Below are 21242 nucleotides of genomic sequence, written 5' to 3'. Positions count from 1 at the left end.
CTATGATCCGTGAAACAATTAATCCTTTCGAAGTGAACTGTTCACTTCCTTATTCTTCTGGATTATTGTGAGTAGTCCAGAAAAATATCAATGATCTTATATCAACGGCTAGTTCAGATGCTTTTTGGTGTAGTCTGTCTAAGACAGTAGATTTTCGTTGGTGTTCGTCTGACTAGCCGTATCAATATTTTGTTGATAATACTATGTTAACAGCGATTTTAGTGTTAAAACCGCCAAGAATCCCGCAAAAAACCGCCAAAATAATTAATTTAGCGATATTCAATTAATTTTCCTTTTTTATAAGCCTCTGCAAACTCAATTAACGCTTCTGACATGAGCCGTTCAACGCTTCGCTCTGAATAGCCGATTTCCCGTGAGATTTTGTAATTGGAATAGTTTTCAGTCGAGCAATACCGATAATAGAGCACTTGACGACTAGTAATCCCTAAAGCCATTAGAGCGGCTAAGATAGCGTCTCTTTCGCCTTCTGCTTCCATAAACTGAATCATCCCGTCTTCTACTCTATTTCCAAAGCGTTCCCCTTTTGGCGTATCAGACATGATTGGAGATTTAATATCTATATTTGATTTACCAGCTATCCGATTCCATTTACGATATTTTTTAAGAATTTCTCTTGCTTTACATTTTGTTTGATAAAAGTCCACTTCTCTCAATAGCGCTATCATGCCATCCGCCCCTTATGCTATAATGTCATTGACTAGATAACCTATAGCGCTGAGCGAGAGCTTGGTGCTTTTTATTTGTCATTGATAGCGTCGGTTACCGGAACTAAAATGCATCTTTGATCTTCTTGCATTTCTTACACTCAAAATACGAATGGACCGGCTGATTGCGATTAAAACGAAACTCATAATCGTGCCAGCAGAATATTTGATCAATACCCACGAAAAGTCCTTTTATAAATTTTTTCATTCCGCCACCTCTTTCATTCCCCATTCAGCGAAGGCTGCTAGGACTTGGAATCGTTCTTGCTCCGCCAATTCTAGCCACGCTTTTGTTTGCTCAGAAACGCTATATGTTGCAGGCTCCTCATAAGCATTATCAGTAAATTCCCATAAAACATACTGGACATTATTACCAATTGAAACCTGCTCCTCCAACCACTCCAACACGATCTGCTGATTTTCGTTTAGTTCTAAATAGTGTTCAATGCTAAACGGCATAACTTCCTCATCTAATTTCTCACCATCAATGTAAATGCGAGCTTGACTCAAAACATCATCAACATCATAATCACAATTCTCTAGCTCGTTTCGGGCTTCATCAGGCATCCCGATATTCATATATTTTCTTACGTCACACTGCGAGTTAGTAATATCTCTTAATTTCATCAATCACACCTACACTTTCTCGACTGTACCGTTAACTAATGTCGCAACTGAATCAGCAACTGAATCAGCAATTGATTTATCAATAAATTGTTCAGCATTCTCTTTAGTGGTGTATGCAAAATCGAAATACTGATTACCTTTTCCCTTCAAGCCATTGAAATGATCAAAGTAGAAAGGAAGTTCATGCTTATTTTGAAACTCCACTATCCACTTCGGCTCTTCTTCGACCTCGTAGCCGTCTAAATAAGCTCGTGCCAAATCATGCATATGATCATAGTCAGATAACCAATCGTAAAATTCTTCTGAAAATCCTCTTGGCCTCACTATAGTTCCATCACCAATTTCATAATACCCATTTAAACAACTGGATAAATCGGCTTTTTCTATACATATTTCAATCCACTCCGCCACAAACGCTGGCACTTTGACTTTCTGCGGTTCGTTTAGTTGTTCAAGTTGTTTTATAAGCTCTTTAGTGTCAATTATCTCCGTTGTACTCAGACCAAAAGCGGATTTCCATACAATCTTATTTTTATCAATCCATTCTATTAATTCTTGTTTATCCATTTCATACCTCTTTTCTGCTTTGATAGGCTTAATTGATTAATTTATTCTCTTATTCCTTTAAAAAAAGATTGTGGTAAAATAATGAGTAGAAGGTGAATATACTATGCCCATTGAATTAGAACGATCTCTTGAATTGAGAAAGTTGCAATTAGGAAAAAATGATCCCAACTGTGATCATGAGTATGATAGAGAGTTTTTTAATGGTATACCTACTGGAGATTATGCTTGTAAGAAATGCGGTCAATCTATCTCAAAGTCTTCCTACATTAGATTAATGAAGGCTAGAGGATCATTCAATTAGTATAGTGATTCTCTTTAATTAGCTAAGGTAGTCAAACAAACTCTATTTACTTTGTAATCGTTTTATTGGTATACTGTTGTCACAAATTAATAATTGAGGTGACTGATAATGAAGTTCTTTTTTTATTGTGATACGCCCAATGACACAAGTAATCATCTAATTCACACAGATTCATGCAATTCATTGCCAGAAGTTTCAGACCGCAGTTTAATTGGAAAAGCATCATCATACGAAGAAGCTTTAAATACCATCCAAGAACAATGTCCTGACAAAAATTTCTCAGCCTGTAAATATTGTTGTTGATTTAAGAATGATTGTTTTATTGAGCGTCTTTCTATAGATGCTTTTTTTATTCCTTATGCTTCAAACGATTATTCAAGAGTGTTTGGTTTTTTGGCACGTTGTACCTTTGAAGGATGCCAAAATTATTACTCTCTTTCTTACTTGTATTCTGAGGATAAGTGGAACTTAGTTGAATATACCTACTCCCCACCCATTACCGTTGAACTCCCTGAGAATATAGAGAAAGTTTCAGAGAATTTTGTTGAAATATATTCTCAAGCGACCATTGCTGAATTTTCTAAACTTGATCAAATTGCTGGTGTTGGTTACAGAAAATCATTAGAATTTCTAATCAAAGATTATGCGATTAAGTATTATCCAGAAGAAGAAAATGAAATAAAGAAAATGCTTCTGTACCCCTGCATCAAAAAATATCTAAGTGAGTTTAAGCGTCTTCAAGCTCTTGCTACCGCTGCCACTTGGATTGGAAATGATGAAACCCATTATGAGCGTCGACATACAAATCATGATGTCCAAAGTATGAAAAAATTTATCAGATCAGCTTCCCAATACATTGCAGCAGAATACGATGCTGATGAAGCAATTGAATTTATTGAATCTTAGGAGAGCTAATTGGCTCTCTTTTTTAGTTCTTCAAGAAGTAATTTATTTGTCTCAACCATTTTTAAAATTGTCGCATTGTTGATTTCAATAATTGCTTCAAGGAAGATTACTCTATCCTTTAAAAACTCTTCCATAATATATTCTCCTTTCCTTGATAGGCTGAGTTAGCCGAAACAATTTAAAACGTTTTAACTATTTTTATTTGATATAATTTCCTTATCAGTGAGTGACACTGATATATTGATAAGAAGGTGCTAAAATGAAAATTTCTGATTTACAAACCATGGACTTCATTATAAAAAGAACTATCTCTAAAAAAGAGCCTTATAAGAACTCAATATTAAAAATTCTTATTAAGTGTGATGATATTCTGATGTATGGCGATTTTGTTCGCATAGAGAGTGATTATGTCTATATTCCAGCATTTAACCCCTACACACGTACAATGGAAATCAATGATTTTGGTCTTTCCCCCCAATCAGATGAGACCAAACAGATCAATTTATTTAAAAACATCCGCCAAGAGTTTGAAACTGAATTTATCAAAGAGTTTTTTATTTTTATTAACAGTGAAAAGAATCTAGAATTATTGAATTCTTACATGGTCTCTTTGGTAAAGGAACTTCAAGAAGAAAACAAATTACCTCATAATTTATATGACGTGACATTTTTAAGTACACCTGGTTTACCAAAGATTTCTGTCGTAGATTTAGATTCTTTTGAGTCAGTTCAATTCATTTCTATTTTCGAAGTTCCACAAAATTAGATTTTTATTTTAATAAGTTGTACGAGTATTGAAGGCTTTTTCAATATAGTTAAATAACGAGGAGGAATCACTATGCGAATTGACAATTTGCTAAAATCAAACTCATTATTATATGTGGGAATAGTTTTCATCATACTTAATGCAATTTTTCTGAATTTCAATTTTTTCATTAATATTTTGGGACTGGCTCTTATTCTTTTTTCTACGGACATCACAAAAATAATTAATAATTTTCTAAAAGACAATCGCTAGTTGATTGTCTTTTCTATATTATAAAAAGTAGTTGATAGCCTTCGTTTGAAGACTATTTATTAAAATTATTTTTTTATTGAATATATAAACCAATCCTCAATTTTGCTATTATTAGTAAAAAGTAGGTGTTTGTTATGAAATTGATAAAAAAAATAATTTACATAGCTGTTTTTGGATTGTTCTTTTTTATATCACTTGTTGGTGCGATATCGGTTTTATTACATTTAAATATTGCTCCTAATTCAATTTTTTATGAATTAGAAAAATTCAATATCAATCAATTTTTTAGTAATATGTTTTCGGTTTTTAGCGCTGGATTAGCTGTCCTTTTAGCAATCATCTGTATTTCTTGGGTTATTCTTACTTTTAAAAACGAGGAATTTGCCACAGATTTTACAATAAATATTTGGTATTACTCTGCTAAAATCATTATTTGTTTCTGTTTAACCGGCACTTTGGTTATATCAATTAATAGTGAGCAGTTTTCACTTGCAGCAACTTTAATCTCATTTTTTGCTTTAATCTCTATTATTTTTTCTAAAAATGATATGAATAAACTCAAGAATTTTCTTAAACGGATTGGCAAAAAAAAGAATAATCAATAAGAAAAATTGATATGCCAACCATGTAACAACGATGGCTAATACAATAATTACTATTGTCATAAAAATCCCTTTCAAATTAGCATAAATATCCTCCAATTTGTGACCCTCAAAAATGATGGCCACAAAAGTATTAACTGACTGACATTTTTGTCGGTCAGTCCGTTAAAGTAAATCGGCAATTTTTAAAATTTGTTGTTCTTCTTCCGTACCTTTAGTCATAGCTGATAGCCCAACTCCAAATTGATTAGGGTATTTATCTACTAGGTCGTTAAAAAATTCACTGAAATGTTCTTGAATTTGTTCTTCTGATAATCCTTTTATTTTTAAAACAAGTGTGGTCATTTCCATTATTTTTCCTCCTTAATTCCCTTCGTTTCCATACCCTTGACGTCTACAAGCCTCACTAGCTCCCCGTTCTGATAGAACGCGTAATCGGCGACGTATTGAGTCTTTCTAATAGCCCACTGATTAAGCTTTAGCGTCGGCAATATATCAATCCGATCTTGCAGCTTTAACACATATCCGTGCCGTTTAGCGTAATCAATGGCAATCGGATAGTAGTCGGCCTCGGCGATCGAATCAAACTCCCGGCCATACCTGCAAACCTTCTTGTTGCCGTATTTTGAACGTTTTTGGTATCTCATGCAGGTACCTCACAAGCCAAACGATTTTTAAAAAAGGAGAGGAAATAATCAGCGTTTGTTTTGCTGTAATCGACTTGTTTGCTGATATACCGTAAAATATAACAAGTCATCATCAAGCAGAACCGGTGCTCTATTTCGTCGTCACTACAGTCTTTTCTAACCATGTATCGCAAACGCTCATAGTAAGAGCGCAATAACTTTTTCTCTTTTTCGTCTTTTGCTGATTCACCAAGTTTAGTGACGATGTCAAGAAATCGCATGTTCCATCCCCCTTTTTTTAATCTCTCCTGTCAGAACTTCAAGTTCTCTCTCAGTGACGCCATATCTCTCTGTAAAGTAATCAAGCGACGGGTGTCCGCCCATCTTTTCAGCCCACCAATAATCAAATAACTTTTTAGATGTCCATTCGCTTTTAGAGATTTTGGCCGAAGCGTTTTTGTTATAGTGACCGTCCAAAAAGTGCTGAACCTTTTCTAACGAATCCAGACCTTTTGATTCCCATGTTTTAAGAATCTTCTCAAGGTATTTATAGCTGCGGGCATCGTTCTTAAGCATTTCGTCAATGGCAGAAATCACGATATCGTCTTGACCCTCGAAGTCGTTAACCCAGTATTGGATTGATTGCCGGATGAACGGCGCTTCTGCTGGATTCACTTGATTAAGCCAATAACGCACAGCACTGCTTTCTGAATATTTAGTATTACTAGATTCAGAAGAACTAGTAATGTCATTGTCTAGTACAGGTAAAGTACTAGTAAGATCTTTATGTTCTACCGGTTGTGATACTGGTATATAAACTGGTTGTGATACTTCTGATAAACCAGCTGTGTTACTCTTTTTAAACTTGTTGTTATACAAGCAAGTAATTTTATACTGTGGTTTGTCAGTATTTTTCTTTCCTTGTCTGTACTCAATAAGGTTTAGTTGAATTAGACTATTACGAGCTTTAGCTAGTCCTGGGATAGAAAGCCCTGTAAGATCGGTGAGCGCCGAATTTTTCAAAGGAAACCAACAATCTAATTTGCCTTCATCGTTCGCGTAGTCTAAAAGCTCGCGATACAGATTATTTTGACCAATTGAGATATCAATTTCGTTTTGTTTCAATTTACGGTACTCTCGTCTTTGTTTAAAATAGTCCAAAATGAGACCTCCTTTCTATCTACTAAGCAAGTCTTCAATTTCGATAAACCCACTTAATTTTTTGTTTTTTCTACAATATTCACACTTACCACAAGCTGTAGGAGCTTCCTCTCCTGTTTTCACCCGCAATATGTGAGGTAATTTTTCTTCGATTGTGTAGCGCTCAAAGTCATATCGTGCTGAGTGGATTTGTATCGCTGCAATATCCGGTGGGTCTTCTTTAGTAACAGCAAAAATATATGGAGTAATCTCCTTCTTGTGTTCTTGCTCTAACAACTGCTTATATACGTACATCTGCATGATGTATCCGTATTCCTCAGCAAACGATACATAACCGCCATACCTTTCAGACCAATAACGTTGCGAAATGCTTCTGGTTGTTTTAAGATCAACAAAGTATCCTTTATTGTAGTTAAAGCAATCAATTCGAGCCTTCCACTCAGTGCCAAATAATTCACCAATTAGGATGACTTCTTTTTTTCCCTGATATACAAAATTGAAAAAATCGTCATATTCCAGCGCTTCGATCATATCGATCGCTTGGAGAAATTCAGATCGTTCTGAACCATTCTTTTTATAGATTGAATTGCGATTCTCATTGATAAACTCTGCATGAGCTATTTCAGACTCGAAGTATGAATGGACATAATTTCCAACTAATAGAGCAACAGGGTTAGAAGTTGGGGCCCATTCTTCTTTTAGCTTTGCTAATGCAGCAGACTCACACTTCATGAAATCTTTTAATTGACTGACTGACATATACTGCCAGTCAGCTTCGTTGCTATAATAGTTCTTCCTGTTGAGGTCCATCATTATCATCTACCTTCGACTTAACAGCTTTGCTACCTGTCGGTTCTTCTTTTGATTTTTCATCTTCTGCATCTGGTTTCTCTTCTTTTTTCTTCTTATCAGTAAAATCTTTTTCAAGTTCATTTTTTTCTTTTTCGGCAATGATTGGTTTAAAAAAATCTTCTACTTTCCCGATGCCGTCTCTAAGGCTGTTATAAATTTTCCCGAGATCGATAAGATTCCGTTCGGTAAATGACTTGTAATCTCTGCCAAATCGTTGTTCAATCATTTCTTGTGTTACATCATACTTTTCAAATACTTTAAGGCTCGTAGCTAAACGATCCTGAAGCGGAACATCATTCTGATTATTCAATGTGCGGTCCGCTTCTTCTAAAGCTTTCTCAAAAATATCCGCTGGAATAACTTCCATAATTGCCGACCTCAAACGTCTAGCTCCGTTATTAGCAACTAGTTCATAAATGTCTCTCGGATCTGTCAACTGGTTAATATTCCCTCTAGCCTTGCGTTGATGTAATACTTTAAAAGTCTTTTCAACATATACGTTCGTTTCAAGATCCCATGCGTATGCTTGAGCTAACGACTCGCCAGGAACTTGTTCCAACTCTTTGATCCCGTAGGTCATGTTTCCCCAATTTTGTGCGACTATTTCTGCTAATCGAATTGAAGGACCGTATATAGCTGTTCCGCCTCTTGAATATGAGTACGCTGCTTGTTTCGCTGCTGTCGGGCGCTTCATCGCATCAGAAATGCGGTTCATCGCTTCAAATTGATTCCGCGGAAATTGTTTGGCCATAAATATTTGGCCCTTCACCCTTTCCATTTCTTTATTCGCTTCGGTATTTGCAGCAACCGAAAAATTCGTTTGATTGTTTTGTTGCATCGCAAATTCATTTACTAGTTCATTACTCACGATCTAACGCCCCCTCTAACTTGTTTTGAAGATATTCTTTACCTTCCATAGCAAAACTGTAATCTTGGTACTCAATCCCGATATCATCGATTAATTCAACGTAGTTATCAATCGTGACATACTTTGCAAAAGTCACTTTTATTAAGCGATCTTTTATAACTTCTCTTTTTGAAAATACAACCTTCATAACTAAATCCTTTGGATAGACTTGTGTGCCAAAGTCATCATACATATAGTCGTATTCTGATCGTGCGCCGCTATTATTTGTTTGCCTCACATTCGTAAATATGTGGCTCTCAGGATCTGCCATTTTGGAGTCGTAATCAAAGGTCATTGTTATCCCTCCTTGATAAATCCGGTGGCACAAATCTTACCGTCGTCAGCTTGAAACCACATATCGCTATTTGACTCTTTGAATTTCGATTCAGCCAAAATTGAAACAAAATGATTCGCCTTGGATGTTTGAGCGTTGTACAACCAAAAATCAACACTGTCACATTTTCTATACAACTTTAAAACGATTCTTTCTTCTTCCGAAAGATACTTTTTACGGATTCGCTTATTCATGATATAATCACCTCATAGGTATATTTTGTTAGCGACTTACTTTTGCTTGCCGGCGAGTAAGTCTTTTTTTGTGCGCTCATAAACCAATCACCTTTTTTCCTACTTTATTAACTAGCCATAAAAAAGGTAATAAGATAAATGCTGCTATCATCCAGTAGCCAGTACATAACACTCCGATCATCGCGCCAGTCACGGTTATCTTCGCGGCCTTAAATTCTGAACACTTTTTTGCTAGTTCCACTGGAATGGTTGGTACATATTCAAAATCATTTCTCATGCTCTCGCCTCTTTCATAGAAACAATCTTTTGATTCACATTATTCAAATGCTCTCTTTTTTTGTAATCTTTGATGATTTCTTCGAAATTTTTCCCTGCATTATCAACCAAAAATCTTTCTGCCTCATAAATCGAAATTCTTAGGCTACGTTGACCAAATTTGATTGGTTTAATGTAGTCGAGTTTAATCAAAATTGAGATATTCTCTGGACGAATACCGAGTTCTTTTGCAAATCCCTCAATGGTGTAACCCAATCCTCTTTCGTTCGCACTCATCTAATCATTCCTTTCTCTACTTTCTGCCAAATCAATTACTTCTCTACTATTGAATGAGTAGCGCTCGCATACCGAAGTGAAAACGGCAATTTCTGATGATATTTCATCTTTCAACTCAAACAACCATTTCAGGATTTCTTCACGCTCCCCTGCTTCAATCTCTTCATTTGAAATACTCAACAAATCCCAAATTTCGAATTTCTTTTCTAGTTCTATGCGTTCCATTTCTTCCTTATCTTGCCCCACCATTTTTGATAAAGGATGCGAATCTCTACGTCTCCTGTTCAAAGGTTTCGGTGTATGAACTAAAGCTGCAGCTACCTCAAAATCTAGGTCAGAATCACCAAGATAATCTGCAAAGTCAACTAAGCGATCGATTCCCATTGCCCTCCTACCGTTTAATATGTGGCTCAAATTCTGTGGCGAAACATTTGTTGCATCTGCCATCAATCGTTGATTAATCGCCTGCCTGTCAACCTCATTTCTAAAAATTGTCGCTATTTTTGTTTCTGGTTGTGATACAGCCACGTGCCTCTCCTCCTTGTATTCAATTGTCAATTTTCATAGCAGTACAAGTGCCATAAAATGTATCTAGAACAAAAAAATCATATCTTCTAGTAGTCGATCATCATGTTGACTTTCGACTTCGTAAAGATGATTGATGAACTGCTCTGGCTTGGTTTCAAGGTATGCTCTTGTCAAACGATCGCCTAATCGTTTGAGGATGAACTCGATTTTTTCTTGTTGTGTCATTAGATCACCTCCTTGTTATTTTTGATACGTTTCGTATCAAATGAAAGTAAAAATAAATCTGGAAACAAATAATCGAGAGGCTTGCGATAAAATTCAGCAAATTCTTTTGCCATTTGAAGGCTTGGATTGCTTGTGCCAGATTCGAGTTTACGGACATATACCTCCGAAATATTAAGGATTTTTGCCAGTTTTTCTCTTGATAATGATTTAAGTTCTCTTTCCTTTTTCAAATTATTTCTCATAAGATCACCTCACTTAAAAAAAGATACGTTTAATATATACGATACGTTTCGTATCGTCAATACTTTTTTGATATTTTTTGTATCCAATAGTATAAAACGATACTATTTGTATCTTCTGGATGTTAAAATTTGCTTATAAAGGAGGTTCAGTTATGACCCCAAATGAATTTGGTGCATATCTAAAGTTGCTTCGCACAGAAAGAAAGCAGACTCAACAACAAATTGCTGACTATTTAGGTATAACTCGAGGCGCATATTCTCATTTTGAAAATGGCAGGAATGAGCCTGATAAAGATACCTTAATTAAATTAGCTAATTATTTCGAAGTCACAGTTGATCAATTGTTAGGTAGAAATGAAATTAGCAATAATATAAAAATAAGTGGTGTGATCCCCGAACGGTACTCTATACCAATTTTGGGTCGTATCGCAGCCTCGTCACCTGCAGGGTTAGTCAGCGATTATGAAGGTGAGATATTTATACAACCAACTACGATCAAAAGATATGGAAGAAAGGATATTTTTGCTCTACGTGTTTTGGGAGATTCGATGAATAGAATCATTCCTGAAGGCGCAATCGCGGTAGTTCATAAAACGTGCGAATGGGAAGACGGAGATATTTGTGCTGTTACAATTAACGGTGATGATGCAACATTGAAGCAGGTTCATAAGACGGAACGTGGGATTCGTTTTTCTCCCCTTTCTTACTCGAAATTTCATTCTTCGTGGGAATATATTAAAGATGAAGATGAAGTCGATGTCGTGATTCACGGTGTTTTTCTGTATGGGATTATTCCCACCGATAAAATGTAAATGAGGTGTAATAAATGGGGAGAGTATTGAGGATTGTTTTTGGGATAATTTTTCTATTTTCATCAATAAGCCTATTATTTGATTCAGGTAGCTTGCTTGATAATATAATGACCTGCCTAATTGGGCTAGTAATAACTTACTTCATTTTTCCAAAGGATATACGACAATTCATTTTGGAAAAAATTGGTATTGATAAATCAAGACTAAAACAACTAGACAAAACCAAACAAGAAATTGAAGCGACTGAACTTTCCAAGGAACAACTAGAAACTGAATTGAAAACCCTTGAGAAGGAAAAAAAGAAACTGGTGACAGATATTGATGGAGTTAAAAGTCTTTCTATTGAAAATGAACTAAATAGAATTGACAAGTTGACTGGTCATCAATTTGAAGAATATTGCGGAAGACTTTTGAAAGACATGGGGTTTTCTAATATTAACGTTACTGTCGCTTCAGGCGATCAAGGGATTGATATTCTGGCTTCTATGGGGACTACTGCTTACGGATTCCAATGTAAGAATTATGTTTCAGTAGTTGGTAACAAAGCTGTTCAAGAAGCCTTAGCGGGCAAAGTATTTTACAAAATTGATAAAGTCGGAGTAATCACAAACAATTATTTTACCAATAGTGCAAAAAAACTCGCTTCTGAAGGAAATGTCGAGTTGTGGGACAGAGACACGCTTAAAGAACTACTAGAAGATTCAATTGATAAACCCGATAGTACCTCTCTTTCTCAAAAGAATTCAAGCGACTCAGATGAACTGTGGTCTGATTTCTAAAATTAAGTTAGGAGGAATTATATGGTTGAGTGGAAAGATTTGGGTGAAAAAGCTTTCGGTGCCGCTAAAGACATCACTGAAAAAGGCGTTGATTCGTTTCAAGAATGGAAAGATGATCCTGAGCGAATTGCAAAAGTAGAAGAGAAAAAGGCCTTAAAGAAAGCTACTAAACAAATTAAAAAAGTCAAAAACAAAAAAGTTAAAAAAATTGATGATTTCAAGGAGAAATCAGAGTCCGTAAATAATCCAACTTACATTGTCAAAAGTTTAGGGATTACAACCATCACTATATTAGACAAAGCGATCTTAATCGACCGTACCGGCTCGCTCCAAACATTTAAAGGAAAAAATTTTATCCCGCTCGATAAGATCACATCTGTACAAATACAACAGGCTAGTTCTTTTAATAACGGGTACATTCACTTTTCTGTACCGGGAGGTATTCAGCCACGAAACGGCCTACTAAACGCATCTTAAAATATAAATTCTATTATCTTTAAGAAAAAGGACAACCAAAATATGGAAGCTTTGAGAAATCTCGTAGAAGATAGAATATTGAAACTTTTTAAAGGAGAGTAATCCATGAAAAAACTCAGCGTTGTATTGTTAGTATGCTCTACCCTTCTCTTCTCCGCTTGTTCGAGCAATAAGAAAGAAGCGTCTACTGATTCCACTTCTAACAAACAAGAAACGATAGACAGTTCTAGTAAGGAAAAAGCTACGAAGGAATCTGTTGAAAAGAAAAAGGCCGAGGAAACTGAAAAGAAAAAGCAAGAAGAAATTTCCAAAAAGGTTTCTGAAGCCGATCAATCTATGAAAACAGCAGAAGCTAATCTGACAGACGAAACTATTGCATCCGCTAAATCAGCAATAGAAGCTATACCCGGTGGAAATAATGAGCTACAAAAACGATTAGATACAGCGACAGCAAAACTTGCCACAATAAAACAACAAGCGACAACAGATGCTCAAGCTCAACAGCAAGCGGCACAGCAGCAAAGCCAAGTGCAAAATGATGCAGATGGAAATGGTATCCCTGATGATTCGCCATATAACAATACAACTCCAGAAGAACGCGCTAGAGGTGCGCAAATGGAAGCTGATGCACAAACAAGATACTGGGAAGCATACAATAATGGAGCTAGTGCCGACGATGCTTTGGCTTACGCTGATGGAAGATCTGATAGTTACACTCAACCGCAAAATGATGCCGTTGCGCAAGCAGATCAATTCCGAGAGGATTTTAAAAACCAAAATGGTCGCGAACCAACTTCTGGTGAAATGCAATCACAATGGTTGAAAGAACAAGGATTAGAATAAAATTTTGAGAGGTTAAACAAATGGCTGATAACCCACTTCAAACTTTCAAGGAGTATCTTAATGCTGTCCTTGATAAACATCGGTTTTATGAAATGTCTGAAAAATATTTTGAGAAGAATGGCAGTAGTACCAATGGATTTCATTTTACGAAGAGCGAACTAAACGATATTAAAGATTGGGAGGAAGCATATTCTTTTTGCGAAGGAATAAACTATCATATGTGGAAGATTTTCAGGAACAAATATGGTCGTGATCGTAAAAATGATGGAAAAGCCCTACTTGAGAAAGTCCATCCTTTTGAATATGAGTTTGGTAAAATCCACGACCGCGTGAACGAGCTACGCATTGATGAAATGAAGAAAAAAGGGACCTATCCTTTCGAGAATTAACCATTTCATCACCTGGCGACACCAGTTCGATTCCGGCTCGGGGAATAAAATTATGTGAAATGAGGTGCCAACATGTCAGTCTTTAACGAATTAGTTCAAAGTAATACTTACCCTATTGTCTTTATCGGTTCCGGAATATCAAAACGATACTTGAAAAATTTTCCTTCTTGGTTAGAACTTTTAGAGCAGTTTTGGAGTGATCTTGATGAAAAAGAGGATTTTTTCAGTTATCTTACTGGCATCCGTGAATCATTACCCGTTGATTTAAATAAAGCTGAAAAGAATTTTAGAGTTAACGTCCTTGCAGCTAAAAATATTCATAGAAAGTTTAACCTTGCTTTTAGACAAAATAAAGTAACAATACCAAATTTAACCTCGGAAGATGTTTTTAAAAAATCGATTGATCCTTTTAAATACTCGATTGCACAAAAATTCAGTTCAACTGATTTGCAAGGCGATATTGACGAAGATGAATATTCCTTTTTTTGTGACATGCTAGTGAATTCAAAAATTATAGTAACTACTAACTATGATCAATTAGTTGAACATGTACTTGAAGAAAGAAATAATCCAGCAAAAGTTTTTATTGGCCAAAAAGGTTTTTTTGATCCCTACGAAGATTGGGGCGAACTTTATAAGGTTCACGGAAGTATAACTGATTCCTCCTCTATTGTTATAGATGAGGATGACTATACTAAGTACGATGAAAATTCAATACTAATTAGTGCTAAATTACTTAGCAACATGATTCACTCTCCTATAATTTTCTTGGGATATTCTCTTACAGATAGAAATATAGTAAAACTGTTATCTGATTTTTCATCTCAGATACCTAAAGAAGATCTGAGGAAAACTGCCAATAGAATAGTAGTTGTTGAATATGACAAAGACAATATGGCTCTTGATGAAAAACAAATTTATGATCGTGACAGTAATATGAGTTACACACATATAATGACAGATAATTACAAAGAAATATTTTCCCAATTAGCAAAGATTGATGAAGGTTTAACTCCTTATGAAGTTAGAAAATTTAATAGTGTAATCAAGAAGTTGGTTATTGCGACTGGTCAAAAGGGATCGCTAGATGCAGTACTTCTATCTCCTACAGAATTAGAAAACATTTCTGAACAAATCGATCAAGGAAAACCAATAGTGCTTGCTCTTGGGGATACAAAACACATCTTTGTAAATCCGACACCAGTTAGTTATCTTGAGGACTACGTGTTAGAAAAGGGTGAAATTATGCCGGAAAATGCCCTGAGATTTGTATCTAAAGAAGGAGTAAAAACAAAGTATCCTTTTATAAAACATTACAGAACGGTCAATTTAAAAAAATCTTCACTAGAAGATTGGGAAATTGAACGATTGAATAAAAAAATAGATGAACTTAGCCACACAACCATTAAAGGAATTATTTCAACAATTAATGAAGCGAATAGAATTAAAGACAACAGCATTACAAATATTATGAATCTTAAAGTTCCTCTAAATAAGCGCGTTGATATGATTACTTATAACGCAACTTCTTTTAATTTTAATGATTTTTCAAACTATGTAAAAGGTGAAGCCTTACATAATTTTATAAAATTTTATAAAGCAAGAAATACTAAGGATGGATTGATTAAATCAGCTTATAGAAAACTATTTTGTATGTGGGATATTTTAAATTATAAAGAAATAGAAAAAAGTACAACAGACGTACCTAAAACTTAGATAGCTGTTGTACTTATTATCTATTAAAGATATTTTACCACTTCCTTTTATTCCGTCAACTAAAATGAGAAACGCCTTCGGGCTTTTCTTTTAAAACAAAAAAGAACATACGTTTGTATATTTTAAATGCATTTCTATACATTCTGAATTCATTAATAAGGAGGCAATAAATATGGCAACAAATGGTCATGTAAGAAAGATTGGCGACAAATGGTACTATATCCTTGAAATGGCAAAAGTTAACGGAAAACGCCAGCGTATACAAAAGGTTGGCGGGACTACAAAGGCAGAGGCACAAGATAAACTCAGAGAAGCTATTAAAGAATATGAAAATGGCGGTCAAGTTATTCTCACCGACACTAGCGTTTCTGATTACTTTGATTTTTGGTTTGATAACTATGTTGAAAAACGTCTAAAATATAATACCCAAAAAAATTATAAGAATATAATTGAGAAATATATTAAACCCGAAATCGGGAAATACAAATTGAAATCCATTGGCCCAAAAAGATTGCAAGAACTAGTGAATAAGCTGCCAGAAGGTTTCGACAGAATATTATCCAAACACACAGTTGAAATCATCTTTACTGTTCTAAAAGGTGCTTTTAAACGCGCGGTCTTCCCTTACCAGCTAATAGCAACAAATCCAATGGACTATATTGAAATGCCGGTATTTGATCAGCGTAAAAAGCAGACACGGGAAGATTTAAAAATAATCACTATGGAGCAATATAATGAAATTTTAGATGCAACTCCTCCCTCAAACTCTTTCCATATGCCCTTAATGATCTCTTTTCATACAGGATTGAGACGTGGTGAAGTTTGTGCATTGACTTGGGACAATATTTCATTCGAAGATCAAACACTAACAGTCGATAAAAACATGATCCAAGTTCAAGCGGGTTTTGAAATAGGAACACCGAAAACACAAGCAGCTTATCGAACGATTGCTATTGATGAAATTTTAATCAATGAGTTACGAGCAAATCGCAAAAGACAAATGGAAAATAAAGTTCGTCATGGTAAGTATTATTATGATTTAAACTTCGTATGTACAAAAGAAAATGGTGAACCAGTAACTCCCAACTCCATTAAATGGTCCAGCTCTCAAGTTAAGAAAAAACTTGGAATCAATTTTAATTTTCACTCATTACGTCATACCCATGCTACTATGCTACTTGAAGATGGAGTGAAACCGAAAATAGTTCAAGAAAGACTTGGCCACTCAAGAATTTCAACTACTATGGATAAATACGTTCATGTAACTAAGAAAATGAAAAATGAGGCGGTGGATATTTTCGCCCAACGCCTCAAAAGAAATATGCAAAATTAAATGTATAAAACCGCCCTATTTTTCGCCCTCATAAACCTCAGGGCGAAAATAGGGCGAATTTCTTTTTATTTTCAATACAAATTTATGAAAACAATCGCATGAATGCCTATTTCTTCTTAGGTTCATCCTCGTCCATTTTCAGCACGGCCATGAAGGCTTCCTGCGGTACTTCCACTGAACCGATTTGCTTCATGCGTTTCTTACCTTCTTTTTGTTTCTCTAATAATTTACGTTTACGAGAAACATCTCCTCCATAACATTTAGCCAATACATTCTTACGTAAAGCTTTGATGTCAGTCCGGGCAACGATTTTTGTACCGATGGTCGCTTGGATTGGTACTTCGAATTGTTGGCGAGGAATTAGTTTTCTCAATTTGTCGACGATTAAGCGACCGCGTTCTTGCGCAAACTCACGGTGAACGATGAAGCTTAGGGCATCGACTTTTTCCGCATTCAATAAGATATCCATCTTAACAAGGCGGCTTTCACGATAATCAGCTAGTTCGTAATCTAGTGAAGCATAGCCCTTGGTGCTTGATTTCAGTTTATCAAAGAAATCAAAAACGATCTCTGATAACGGGATATGGTATACCACGTTCACGCGATAATCATCTAGATAATCCATCGTGATAAACTCACCGCGTTTACGTTGAGACAATTCCATTACCGCACCAACATATTCGTTTGGCACCATGATATTGGCTTTAACGAAGGGCTCCTCAACATTTTGGATTTTTGATGGATCAGGAAAATCTGAAGGATTATCCACAACAATCTGCGTACCGTCGGTCAAATTAACATGATAGATAACAGATGGCGCTGTCGTGATCAATTCCAAATTAAATTCCCGTTCCAAACGTTCTTGAACCACATCCATATGCAACAAGCCTAGGAATCCGCAACGGAATCCGAAGCCCAAAGCTTGAGACGTTTCTGGTTCAAATTGCAATGCCGCATCATTAAGCTGTAATTTTTCCAATGCTTCTCGTAAGTCGTTATAACGAGACGTATCGATCGGATACAGTCCACAGAAGACCATTGGGTTCATTTTGCGATAGCCCGCTAAAGATTCTTCTGCAGGGTTGTTCGCAAGTGTCACGGTGTCCCCTACTCGGGTGTCCTGAACTGATTTGATGCTGGCAGTGATATAACCAACGTCACCAACCATCAAATAATCCCGCTGGACTGCCTTGGGTGAAAAGACGCCGACTTCGGTTACATCGAAGGTTTTACCATTACTCATTAGTTGGATCTTATCTCCTGGACGAACGATCCCATCAGTAATTCGCACATTCAACACGACGCCGCGATAACTGTCGTAAATCGAATCGAAGATCAGAGCTTTTAGTGGTGCTTCTAAATCACCCGTTGGAGCAGGCACATTGGTAACAATCTGTTCTAGAATCTCACTGATACCAATCCCGGTTTTGGCACTGGCAAGCACAGCGTCTTCCGCGTCAATCCCGATCACGTCTTCAATTTCTTTTCGAACTCGCTCTGGGTCAGCCGCTGGTAAATCGATTTTATTGATTACAGGTAAAATTTCAAGATCATTGTCTAAGGCTAAATAAACGTTGGCCAAGGTTTGTGCTTCGATTCCTTGTGCCGCATCGACAACTAAGACCGCGCCTTCACAGGCCGCTAAGCTTCGTGATACTTCATAGGTGAAATCGACGTGTCCCGGTGTATCGATCAAATGGAAAATATATGTTTGACCGTCATTGGCCGTATAGTGTAATTCTACCGCGTTCAACTTAATCGTAATTCCACGTTCACGTTCAAGATCCATAGAGTCTAGTAATTGCTCTTGCATTTCACGGGAACTAACAGTATTCGTTTGTTCTAAGATCCGGTCAGCCAGTGTCGACTTTCCGTGGTCAATGTGAGCGATGATGGAAAAATTCCTGATCATCTTCTGGCGTTTCTGCATTTCTTCTATATTCATGAAAGTTCCTCATTTCTTTTAATCAGCACTGTCAATTATACCAACGTTTTCAATAGAAAAAAAGTCTTTTCCCCTTTTTCCCAATGTCCATAAGAGAATTATTAAAGGCCTTTTGCTATACTGAGAATGAGAAGAATTTTTTCTGCTTTGGTTATATTGAATATCATAGGGTTCCAGAGAAATTTCAGATTATTGTTTAGGAGTTGAAAGAATGGATAATGACTTTAAGCAGCAGCTAATCTTGCAGCCGGTCGGTGAAGAACACTTAGCGCAATATGATGAATTATTAAGTTACGTGTTCCAAGTTACCGAAAGCGACATTGAGAATAGCGGCTATGAAAACAAACGAGAAATGGTCCGCGCAAAGAAACCGGTCTTAGAACAGTCAAAAGTTTTCGGCTGGTTTCATGATGAAAAACTGATTTCTCAGATTGCCATCTACCCTTGCGAAGTAAATATTCATGGCAAGCTTTTTCAAATGGGGGGCGTGACGGGCGTCGGTACTTATCCTGAGTATGCCAATCATGGCTTGATGAAAGATTTGATCAAAAAGGGCTTATTGCAAATGCGGGAAGACCACCAGTGGATTTCCTATTTGTATCCTTATAACATTCCTTACTATCGCCGCAAAGGCTGGGAAATCATGTCTGACAAACTCAGCTTTAAAATCAAGGATACCCAGCTACCAAAGCAAGTGGAGCTGCCAGGCATTGTAGAACGCAGAGAAGTCGATGATCCTGATGTGTATCAAGTCTATCACGAGTTCGCCTTGAATAATCACGGCGCTATGATTCGTAAAGAATTGAATTGGGAAGAATACTGGCGTTTTGAAAACGAAGAAGAACGGATTGCCGCGATTTATTATGACGCGAACCACAAGCCCACCGGCGTTCTATTTTATTGGATTTCAGATGAGGTTTTTCATATTAAAGAAATGTTCTATTTGAATCAGGAAGCACGCAACGGCTTATGGAATTTTATCAGTGCACATTTTTCAATGATCTATTGGGTCAAAGGCGATATTTTCAAAAACGAACCCCTCTCTTTCTTACTTGATGATAGTGAGATTACCGAAACCATTGAACCTTTCTTCATGGCACGAATCGTTGACGTGAAACAGTTTCTTTTAGAATACCCCTTTGAAAAACCAGTTGATCCCTTCTATTTTGTAATTGAAGATCCAATTGCGGAATGGAATAACGGTATTTTCGCCCTTAGCTGGGATGAAGCTGGTAAATTAAGTATTTCTGATCGGCCAAAAGGCAAACGGATCAGTATGAATATCCAAACATTAACTTGTCTGCTAATGAATTACCGCCGCGCGGCCTATCTTGCCCGCATCGAACGGTTAGAGGCTGACAAAAAAGCGATTGAACTATTAGAAACGACAATTCCAGATATGGAGGCTTATTTTAGTGACTATTTCTAAACATATTTATTTTGCAGCGCCTTTATTTGCGCAAAGTGATTTACTTTATAATCAACATTTAGTGAAAAGGATTCGTGAATTTTCGTCAGCGTTAAGCATTTACTTGCCCCAAGAAAATGCTGGGATTAATGATAAATCTGCTTATGCCGACAGTAAAATGATTGCACTGGCCGACACTGAGGAAGTCCTTAAAAGTGACTTGATGATTGCCCTGCTTGATGGCTTAACCATTGACGCTGGTGTAGCTTCTGAGATCGGCGTTGCCTATGCTAAAGGAATCCCGATCATTGGTTTATACACAGATTCTCGTCAACAAGGTGCGGATAATCAACAAAAATTAATGGCTTTACAAACACCAGCGGAAAATCAATTTCACTATTTAAACCTTTATACGGTTGGACTAATAAAACTGAATGGCGAAATTGTTAACACTGAAGAAGCTTTGTTGGAACAAATCAAATCTTTCTTAGAAAGCAGTGATGTTCATGACTTATAAAAAATATCGTTCCGCACTTTTAATCTTTGCAGCTATCTGTTTGGCTTACAATATTTATGAATTCGCGATTGGCAAATATTCTACCAAGCAGGGCGTTATCTTTATCATCGAATGCTTAGCTGCTGTGGTGTTGATTTTCTTGCCTGAAATTATTACCAAACTCTTCAAATTAGTGTTGCCAGAAAAAATCGTTTATTTTTATTGGTTTTTCCTGGTGATCTCCGTTTTCTTAGGAACCTCTCTACACATGATCTCGATTATTTCTTTTTGGGATAAAATCTTACACTCCGTCAGTCCAATGGTCTTGACCGCATTAGGCTACGGATTGATCGGCTTCTTTATGAAAGAGGCGGATATCAGCAAAACATCGCCATGGCTGTTCTTACTTTTCGGTTTTGCTTTTGCGGGTGTTTGTGGAGTCTTTTGGGAATTCTGGGAATTTCTCTGTGACACCGTTGCTGATATGAACTTACAACGCTATGCCACTTCCGCTGGAGAATTATTAGTAGGACGTGCCGCGTTGATGGATACGATGGGCGATCTCTTGACTAATACAGTCGGTGCCGTTCTAATGGGTATTTATGCGCTGATTCAAAGTCACGGAAAAGCCGCGTATTTTGAAGAATATCGTTTAAAGAAATTACACAAATAAAAAA

At 36.4% G+C, this 21242-nt stretch carries 31 protein-coding genes; 13 read left to right on the top strand and 18 right to left on the bottom strand.

All coding sequences use genetic code 11. From position 1 onward, the window contains the following. Nucleotides 1-269: 269 nt before the first annotated feature. From IGI54_RS05265 to IGI54_RS05255, 3 genes are all read right to left on the bottom strand, one after another. Nucleotides 270-686, bottom strand: a complete 417-nt coding sequence (locus tag IGI54_RS05265) for an ArpU family phage packaging/lysis transcriptional regulator (RefSeq protein ID WP_430621363.1) — start codon at nucleotides 684-686, stop codon at nucleotides 270-272. Nucleotides 687-929: 243 nt separating this feature from the next. Next, nucleotides 930-1352: a hypothetical protein gene (locus tag IGI54_RS05260; protein ID WP_430621362.1), complete on the bottom strand. Its 423-nt coding sequence runs from the start codon at nucleotides 1350-1352 to the stop codon at nucleotides 930-932. Nucleotides 1353-1361: 9 nt separating this feature from the next. Continuing rightward, a complete protein-coding gene (locus IGI54_RS05255) occupies nucleotides 1362-1919 on the bottom strand; it encodes a DUF1642 domain-containing protein (protein WP_430621361.1) in 558 nt (185 codons plus the stop codon). Nucleotides 1920-2613: 694 nt separating this feature from the next. On the opposite strand from IGI54_RS05255, the gene IGI54_RS05250 reads away from it, so the two are divergent. Continuing rightward, entirely contained in the window at nucleotides 2614-3126 is a 513-nt protein-coding gene (locus IGI54_RS05250; protein WP_430621360.1) for a DUF4145 domain-containing protein, read from the top strand. A 5-nt stretch (nucleotides 3127-3131) separates the two neighbouring features. On the opposite strand, the gene IGI54_RS05245 is transcribed toward IGI54_RS05250, so the two are convergent. After that, nucleotides 3132-3260 carry a hypothetical protein gene (locus IGI54_RS05245; protein ID WP_430621359.1) on the bottom strand — a complete coding sequence of 43 codons (129 nt, stop codon included), beginning with the start codon at nucleotides 3258-3260 and terminating at the stop codon, nucleotides 3132-3134. A gap of 125 nt (nucleotides 3261-3385) precedes the next feature. Here IGI54_RS05245 and IGI54_RS05240 point away from each other — a divergent pair, with 125 nt between their 5' ends. Together IGI54_RS05240 and IGI54_RS05235 are read left to right on the top strand one after the other, a co-directional pair. Then, nucleotides 3386-3892 carry a hypothetical protein gene (locus IGI54_RS05240; RefSeq protein WP_430621358.1) on the top strand — a complete coding sequence of 169 codons (507 nt, stop codon included), beginning with the start codon at nucleotides 3386-3388 and terminating at the stop codon, nucleotides 3890-3892. Between the two features lie 386 nt (nucleotides 3893-4278). Further along, nucleotides 4279-4749: a hypothetical protein gene (locus IGI54_RS05235; protein ID WP_430621357.1), complete on the top strand. Its 471-nt coding sequence runs from the start codon at nucleotides 4279-4281 to the stop codon at nucleotides 4747-4749. A gap of 162 nt (nucleotides 4750-4911) precedes the next feature. On the opposite strand, the gene IGI54_RS05230 is transcribed toward IGI54_RS05235, so the two are convergent. From IGI54_RS05230 to IGI54_RS05170, 13 genes are all read right to left on the bottom strand, one after another. Further along, on the bottom strand, nucleotides 4912-5097 hold the full coding sequence (locus IGI54_RS05230; protein WP_430621356.1) for a hypothetical protein: 186 nt from the start codon (nucleotides 5095-5097) through the stop codon (nucleotides 4912-4914). Beyond that, entirely contained in the window at nucleotides 5097-5393 is a 297-nt protein-coding gene (locus IGI54_RS05225) for a DUF1064 domain-containing protein (protein ID WP_430621355.1), read from the bottom strand. Before IGI54_RS05225 ends, IGI54_RS05230 begins: the two co-directional genes overlap by 1 nt. Continuing rightward, complete coding sequence (locus IGI54_RS05220; protein ID WP_430621354.1) at nucleotides 5390-5653, bottom strand: hypothetical protein; 264 nt, start codon at nucleotides 5651-5653, stop codon at nucleotides 5390-5392. The genes IGI54_RS05225 and IGI54_RS05220 overlap by 4 nt, the downstream gene beginning before the upstream one ends. Beyond that, nucleotides 5640-6533, bottom strand: a complete 894-nt coding sequence (locus tag IGI54_RS05215; RefSeq protein ID WP_430621353.1) for a DnaD domain-containing protein — start codon at nucleotides 6531-6533, stop codon at nucleotides 5640-5642. Before IGI54_RS05215 ends, IGI54_RS05220 begins: the two co-directional genes overlap by 14 nt. 15 nt (nucleotides 6534-6548) lie before the next feature. Next, a complete protein-coding gene (locus IGI54_RS05210) occupies nucleotides 6549-7292 on the bottom strand; it encodes a PD-(D/E)XK nuclease-like domain-containing protein (RefSeq protein ID WP_430621352.1) in 744 nt (247 codons plus the stop codon). Nucleotides 7293-7314: 22 nt separating this feature from the next. Continuing rightward, nucleotides 7315-8253, bottom strand: coding sequence for a hypothetical protein (locus tag IGI54_RS05205; RefSeq protein WP_430621351.1), 939 nt, complete (start codon nucleotides 8251-8253; stop codon nucleotides 7315-7317). Continuing rightward, the gene (locus IGI54_RS05200; protein WP_430621350.1) at nucleotides 8246-8587 is read right to left on the bottom strand and encodes a hypothetical protein; all 342 of its coding nucleotides are present in this window, start codon (nucleotides 8585-8587) and stop codon (nucleotides 8246-8248) included. Before IGI54_RS05200 ends, IGI54_RS05205 begins: the two co-directional genes overlap by 8 nt. Before the next feature lie 2 nt (nucleotides 8588-8589). Continuing rightward, the gene (locus IGI54_RS05195) at nucleotides 8590-8820 is read right to left on the bottom strand and encodes a hypothetical protein (RefSeq protein ID WP_430621349.1); all 231 of its coding nucleotides are present in this window, start codon (nucleotides 8818-8820) and stop codon (nucleotides 8590-8592) included. A gap of 76 nt (nucleotides 8821-8896) precedes the next feature. Continuing rightward, nucleotides 8897-9097 carry a hypothetical protein gene (locus tag IGI54_RS05190; protein WP_430621348.1) on the bottom strand — a complete coding sequence of 67 codons (201 nt, stop codon included), beginning with the start codon at nucleotides 9095-9097 and terminating at the stop codon, nucleotides 8897-8899. Continuing rightward, nucleotides 9094-9372: a hypothetical protein gene (locus IGI54_RS05185; RefSeq protein ID WP_430621347.1), complete on the bottom strand. Its 279-nt coding sequence runs from the start codon at nucleotides 9370-9372 to the stop codon at nucleotides 9094-9096. The genes IGI54_RS05190 and IGI54_RS05185 overlap by 4 nt, the downstream gene beginning before the upstream one ends. Beyond that, complete coding sequence (locus IGI54_RS05180; RefSeq protein ID WP_430621346.1) at nucleotides 9373-9900, bottom strand: helix-turn-helix domain-containing protein; 528 nt, start codon at nucleotides 9898-9900, stop codon at nucleotides 9373-9375. Nucleotides 9901-9963: 63 nt separating this feature from the next. Further along, complete coding sequence (locus IGI54_RS05175; RefSeq protein WP_430621345.1) at nucleotides 9964-10125, bottom strand: hypothetical protein; 162 nt, start codon at nucleotides 10123-10125, stop codon at nucleotides 9964-9966. Next, nucleotides 10125-10367 carry a helix-turn-helix transcriptional regulator gene (locus tag IGI54_RS05170; RefSeq protein WP_430621344.1) on the bottom strand — a complete coding sequence of 81 codons (243 nt, stop codon included), beginning with the start codon at nucleotides 10365-10367 and terminating at the stop codon, nucleotides 10125-10127. The genes IGI54_RS05175 and IGI54_RS05170 overlap by 1 nt, the downstream gene beginning before the upstream one ends. Before the next feature lie 152 nt (nucleotides 10368-10519). On the opposite strand from IGI54_RS05170, the gene IGI54_RS05165 reads away from it, so the two are divergent. The 7 genes from IGI54_RS05165 (at nucleotide 10520) to IGI54_RS05135 (ending at nucleotide 16716) form a co-directional block, all read left to right on the top strand. Continuing rightward, nucleotides 10520-11179, top strand: coding sequence for a LexA family protein (locus IGI54_RS05165; protein WP_430621343.1), 660 nt, complete (start codon nucleotides 10520-10522; stop codon nucleotides 11177-11179). 14 nt (nucleotides 11180-11193) lie between these two features. Next, nucleotides 11194-11958, top strand: a complete 765-nt coding sequence (locus tag IGI54_RS05160) for a restriction endonuclease (protein ID WP_430621342.1) — start codon at nucleotides 11194-11196, stop codon at nucleotides 11956-11958. 21 nt (nucleotides 11959-11979) lie between these two features. After that, a complete protein-coding gene (locus tag IGI54_RS05155; RefSeq protein ID WP_430621341.1) occupies nucleotides 11980-12435 on the top strand; it encodes a hypothetical protein in 456 nt (151 codons plus the stop codon). A gap of 105 nt (nucleotides 12436-12540) precedes the next feature. Further along, the gene (locus tag IGI54_RS05150) at nucleotides 12541-13278 is read left to right on the top strand and encodes a hypothetical protein (protein WP_430621340.1); all 738 of its coding nucleotides are present in this window, start codon (nucleotides 12541-12543) and stop codon (nucleotides 13276-13278) included. Between the two features lie 20 nt (nucleotides 13279-13298). Further along, the gene (locus tag IGI54_RS05145; protein ID WP_430621339.1) at nucleotides 13299-13667 is read left to right on the top strand and encodes a hypothetical protein; all 369 of its coding nucleotides are present in this window, start codon (nucleotides 13299-13301) and stop codon (nucleotides 13665-13667) included. Between the two features lie 72 nt (nucleotides 13668-13739). Beyond that, nucleotides 13740-15383 (top strand): SIR2 family protein, encoded by a 1644-nt coding sequence (locus IGI54_RS05140; protein WP_430621338.1) that lies wholly within the window; start codon nucleotides 13740-13742, stop codon nucleotides 15381-15383. A gap of 172 nt (nucleotides 15384-15555) precedes the next feature. Next, nucleotides 15556-16716 carry a tyrosine-type recombinase/integrase gene (locus IGI54_RS05135; protein ID WP_430621337.1) on the top strand — a complete coding sequence of 387 codons (1161 nt, stop codon included), beginning with the start codon at nucleotides 15556-15558 and terminating at the stop codon, nucleotides 16714-16716. Between the two features lie 106 nt (nucleotides 16717-16822). Here IGI54_RS05135 and lepA read toward each other — a convergent pair whose 3' ends face one another. After that, nucleotides 16823-18661, bottom strand: a complete 1839-nt coding sequence (lepA, locus tag IGI54_RS05130; RefSeq protein WP_315305810.1) for a translation elongation factor 4 — start codon at nucleotides 18659-18661, stop codon at nucleotides 16823-16825. 211 nt (nucleotides 18662-18872) lie between these two features. Here lepA and IGI54_RS05125 point away from each other — a divergent pair, with 211 nt between their 5' ends. The 3 genes from IGI54_RS05125 to IGI54_RS05115 are packed head-to-tail and all read left to right on the top strand — an operon-like array spanning nucleotide 18873 to nucleotide 21238. Next, nucleotides 18873-20090, top strand: a complete 1218-nt coding sequence (locus IGI54_RS05125; protein ID WP_430621336.1) for a GNAT family N-acetyltransferase — start codon at nucleotides 18873-18875, stop codon at nucleotides 20088-20090. Then, nucleotides 20077-20586, top strand: coding sequence for a nucleoside 2-deoxyribosyltransferase (locus IGI54_RS05120; RefSeq protein ID WP_313630118.1), 510 nt, complete (start codon nucleotides 20077-20079; stop codon nucleotides 20584-20586). The genes IGI54_RS05125 and IGI54_RS05120 overlap by 14 nt, the downstream gene beginning before the upstream one ends. Continuing rightward, the gene (locus tag IGI54_RS05115) at nucleotides 20570-21238 is read left to right on the top strand and encodes a hypothetical protein (protein WP_430621335.1); all 669 of its coding nucleotides are present in this window, start codon (nucleotides 20570-20572) and stop codon (nucleotides 21236-21238) included. The genes IGI54_RS05120 and IGI54_RS05115 overlap by 17 nt, the downstream gene beginning before the upstream one ends. Nucleotides 21239-21242 lie beyond the last annotated feature (4 nt).

The organism is Enterococcus sp. DIV0800, assembly GCF_050559735.1.
Taxonomy (GTDB): domain Bacteria; phylum Bacillota; class Bacilli; order Lactobacillales; family Enterococcaceae; genus Enterococcus_A; species Enterococcus_A devriesei.
The sequence above is the reverse complement of the archived record's forward strand: the minus strand, read 5'-3'. Positions and strand labels throughout refer to the sequence as shown.

Excerpts from the sequence above, each read along its gene's own strand:
- IGI54_RS05255 (WP_430621361.1), bottom strand. The coding sequence starts at position 1,919 with ATGGATAAACAAGAATTAATAGAATGGATTGATAAAAATAAGATTGTA.
- IGI54_RS05175 (WP_430621345.1), bottom strand. The coding sequence starts at position 10,125 with ATGACACAACAAGAAAAAATCGAGTTCATCCTCAAACGATTAGGCGAT.
- IGI54_RS05135 (WP_430621337.1), top strand. The coding sequence starts at position 15,556 with ATGGCAACAAATGGTCATGTAAGAAAGATTGGCGACAAATGGTACTAT.
- IGI54_RS05265 (WP_430621363.1), bottom strand. The coding sequence starts at position 686 with ATGATAGCGCTATTGAGAGAAGTGGACTTTTATCAAACAAAATGTAAA.
- IGI54_RS05165 (WP_430621343.1), top strand. The coding sequence starts at position 10,520 with ATGACCCCAAATGAATTTGGTGCATATCTAAAGTTGCTTCGCACAGAA.
- IGI54_RS05195 (WP_430621349.1), bottom strand. The coding sequence starts at position 8,820 with ATGAATAAGCGAATCCGTAAAAAGTATCTTTCGGAAGAAGAAAGAATC.
- IGI54_RS05210 (WP_430621352.1), bottom strand. The coding sequence starts at position 7,292 with ATGTCAGTCAGTCAATTAAAAGATTTCATGAAGTGTGAGTCTGCTGCA.
- IGI54_RS05170 (WP_430621344.1), bottom strand. The coding sequence starts at position 10,367 with ATGAGAAATAATTTGAAAAAGGAAAGAGAACTTAAATCATTATCAAGA.
- IGI54_RS05125 (WP_430621336.1), top strand. The coding sequence starts at position 18,873 with ATGGATAATGACTTTAAGCAGCAGCTAATCTTGCAGCCGGTCGGTGAA.
- IGI54_RS05185 (WP_430621347.1), bottom strand. The coding sequence starts at position 9,372 with ATGAGTGCGAACGAAAGAGGATTGGGTTACACCATTGAGGGATTTGCA.
- IGI54_RS05190 (WP_430621348.1), bottom strand. The coding sequence starts at position 9,097 with ATGAGAAATGATTTTGAATATGTACCAACCATTCCAGTGGAACTAGCA.
- IGI54_RS05240 (WP_430621358.1), top strand. The coding sequence starts at position 3,386 with ATGAAAATTTCTGATTTACAAACCATGGACTTCATTATAAAAAGAACT.
- IGI54_RS05200 (WP_430621350.1), bottom strand. The coding sequence starts at position 8,587 with ATGACCTTTGATTACGACTCCAAAATGGCAGATCCTGAGAGCCACATA.
- IGI54_RS05150 (WP_430621340.1), top strand. The coding sequence starts at position 12,541 with ATGAAAAAACTCAGCGTTGTATTGTTAGTATGCTCTACCCTTCTCTTC.
- IGI54_RS05260 (WP_430621362.1), bottom strand. The coding sequence starts at position 1,352 with ATGAAATTAAGAGATATTACTAACTCGCAGTGTGACGTAAGAAAATAT.
- IGI54_RS05140 (WP_430621338.1), top strand. The coding sequence starts at position 13,740 with ATGTCAGTCTTTAACGAATTAGTTCAAAGTAATACTTACCCTATTGTC.
- IGI54_RS05245 (WP_430621359.1), bottom strand. The coding sequence starts at position 3,260 with ATGGAAGAGTTTTTAAAGGATAGAGTAATCTTCCTTGAAGCAATTATT.
- IGI54_RS05235 (WP_430621357.1), top strand. The coding sequence starts at position 4,279 with ATGAAATTGATAAAAAAAATAATTTACATAGCTGTTTTTGGATTGTTC.
- IGI54_RS05220 (WP_430621354.1), bottom strand. The coding sequence starts at position 5,653 with ATGCGATTTCTTGACATCGTCACTAAACTTGGTGAATCAGCAAAAGAC.
- IGI54_RS05145 (WP_430621339.1), top strand. The coding sequence starts at position 13,299 with ATGGCTGATAACCCACTTCAAACTTTCAAGGAGTATCTTAATGCTGTC.
- IGI54_RS05225 (WP_430621355.1), bottom strand. The coding sequence starts at position 5,393 with ATGAGATACCAAAAACGTTCAAAATACGGCAACAAGAAGGTTTGCAGG.
- IGI54_RS05155 (WP_430621341.1), top strand. The coding sequence starts at position 11,980 with ATGGTTGAGTGGAAAGATTTGGGTGAAAAAGCTTTCGGTGCCGCTAAA.
- lepA (WP_315305810.1), bottom strand. The coding sequence starts at position 18,661 with ATGAATATAGAAGAAATGCAGAAACGCCAGAAGATGATCAGGAATTTT.
- IGI54_RS05230 (WP_430621356.1), bottom strand. The coding sequence starts at position 5,097 with ATGGAAATGACCACACTTGTTTTAAAAATAAAAGGATTATCAGAAGAA.
- IGI54_RS05160 (WP_430621342.1), top strand. The coding sequence starts at position 11,194 with ATGGGGAGAGTATTGAGGATTGTTTTTGGGATAATTTTTCTATTTTCA.
- IGI54_RS05115 (WP_430621335.1), top strand. The coding sequence starts at position 20,570 with ATGTTCATGACTTATAAAAAATATCGTTCCGCACTTTTAATCTTTGCA.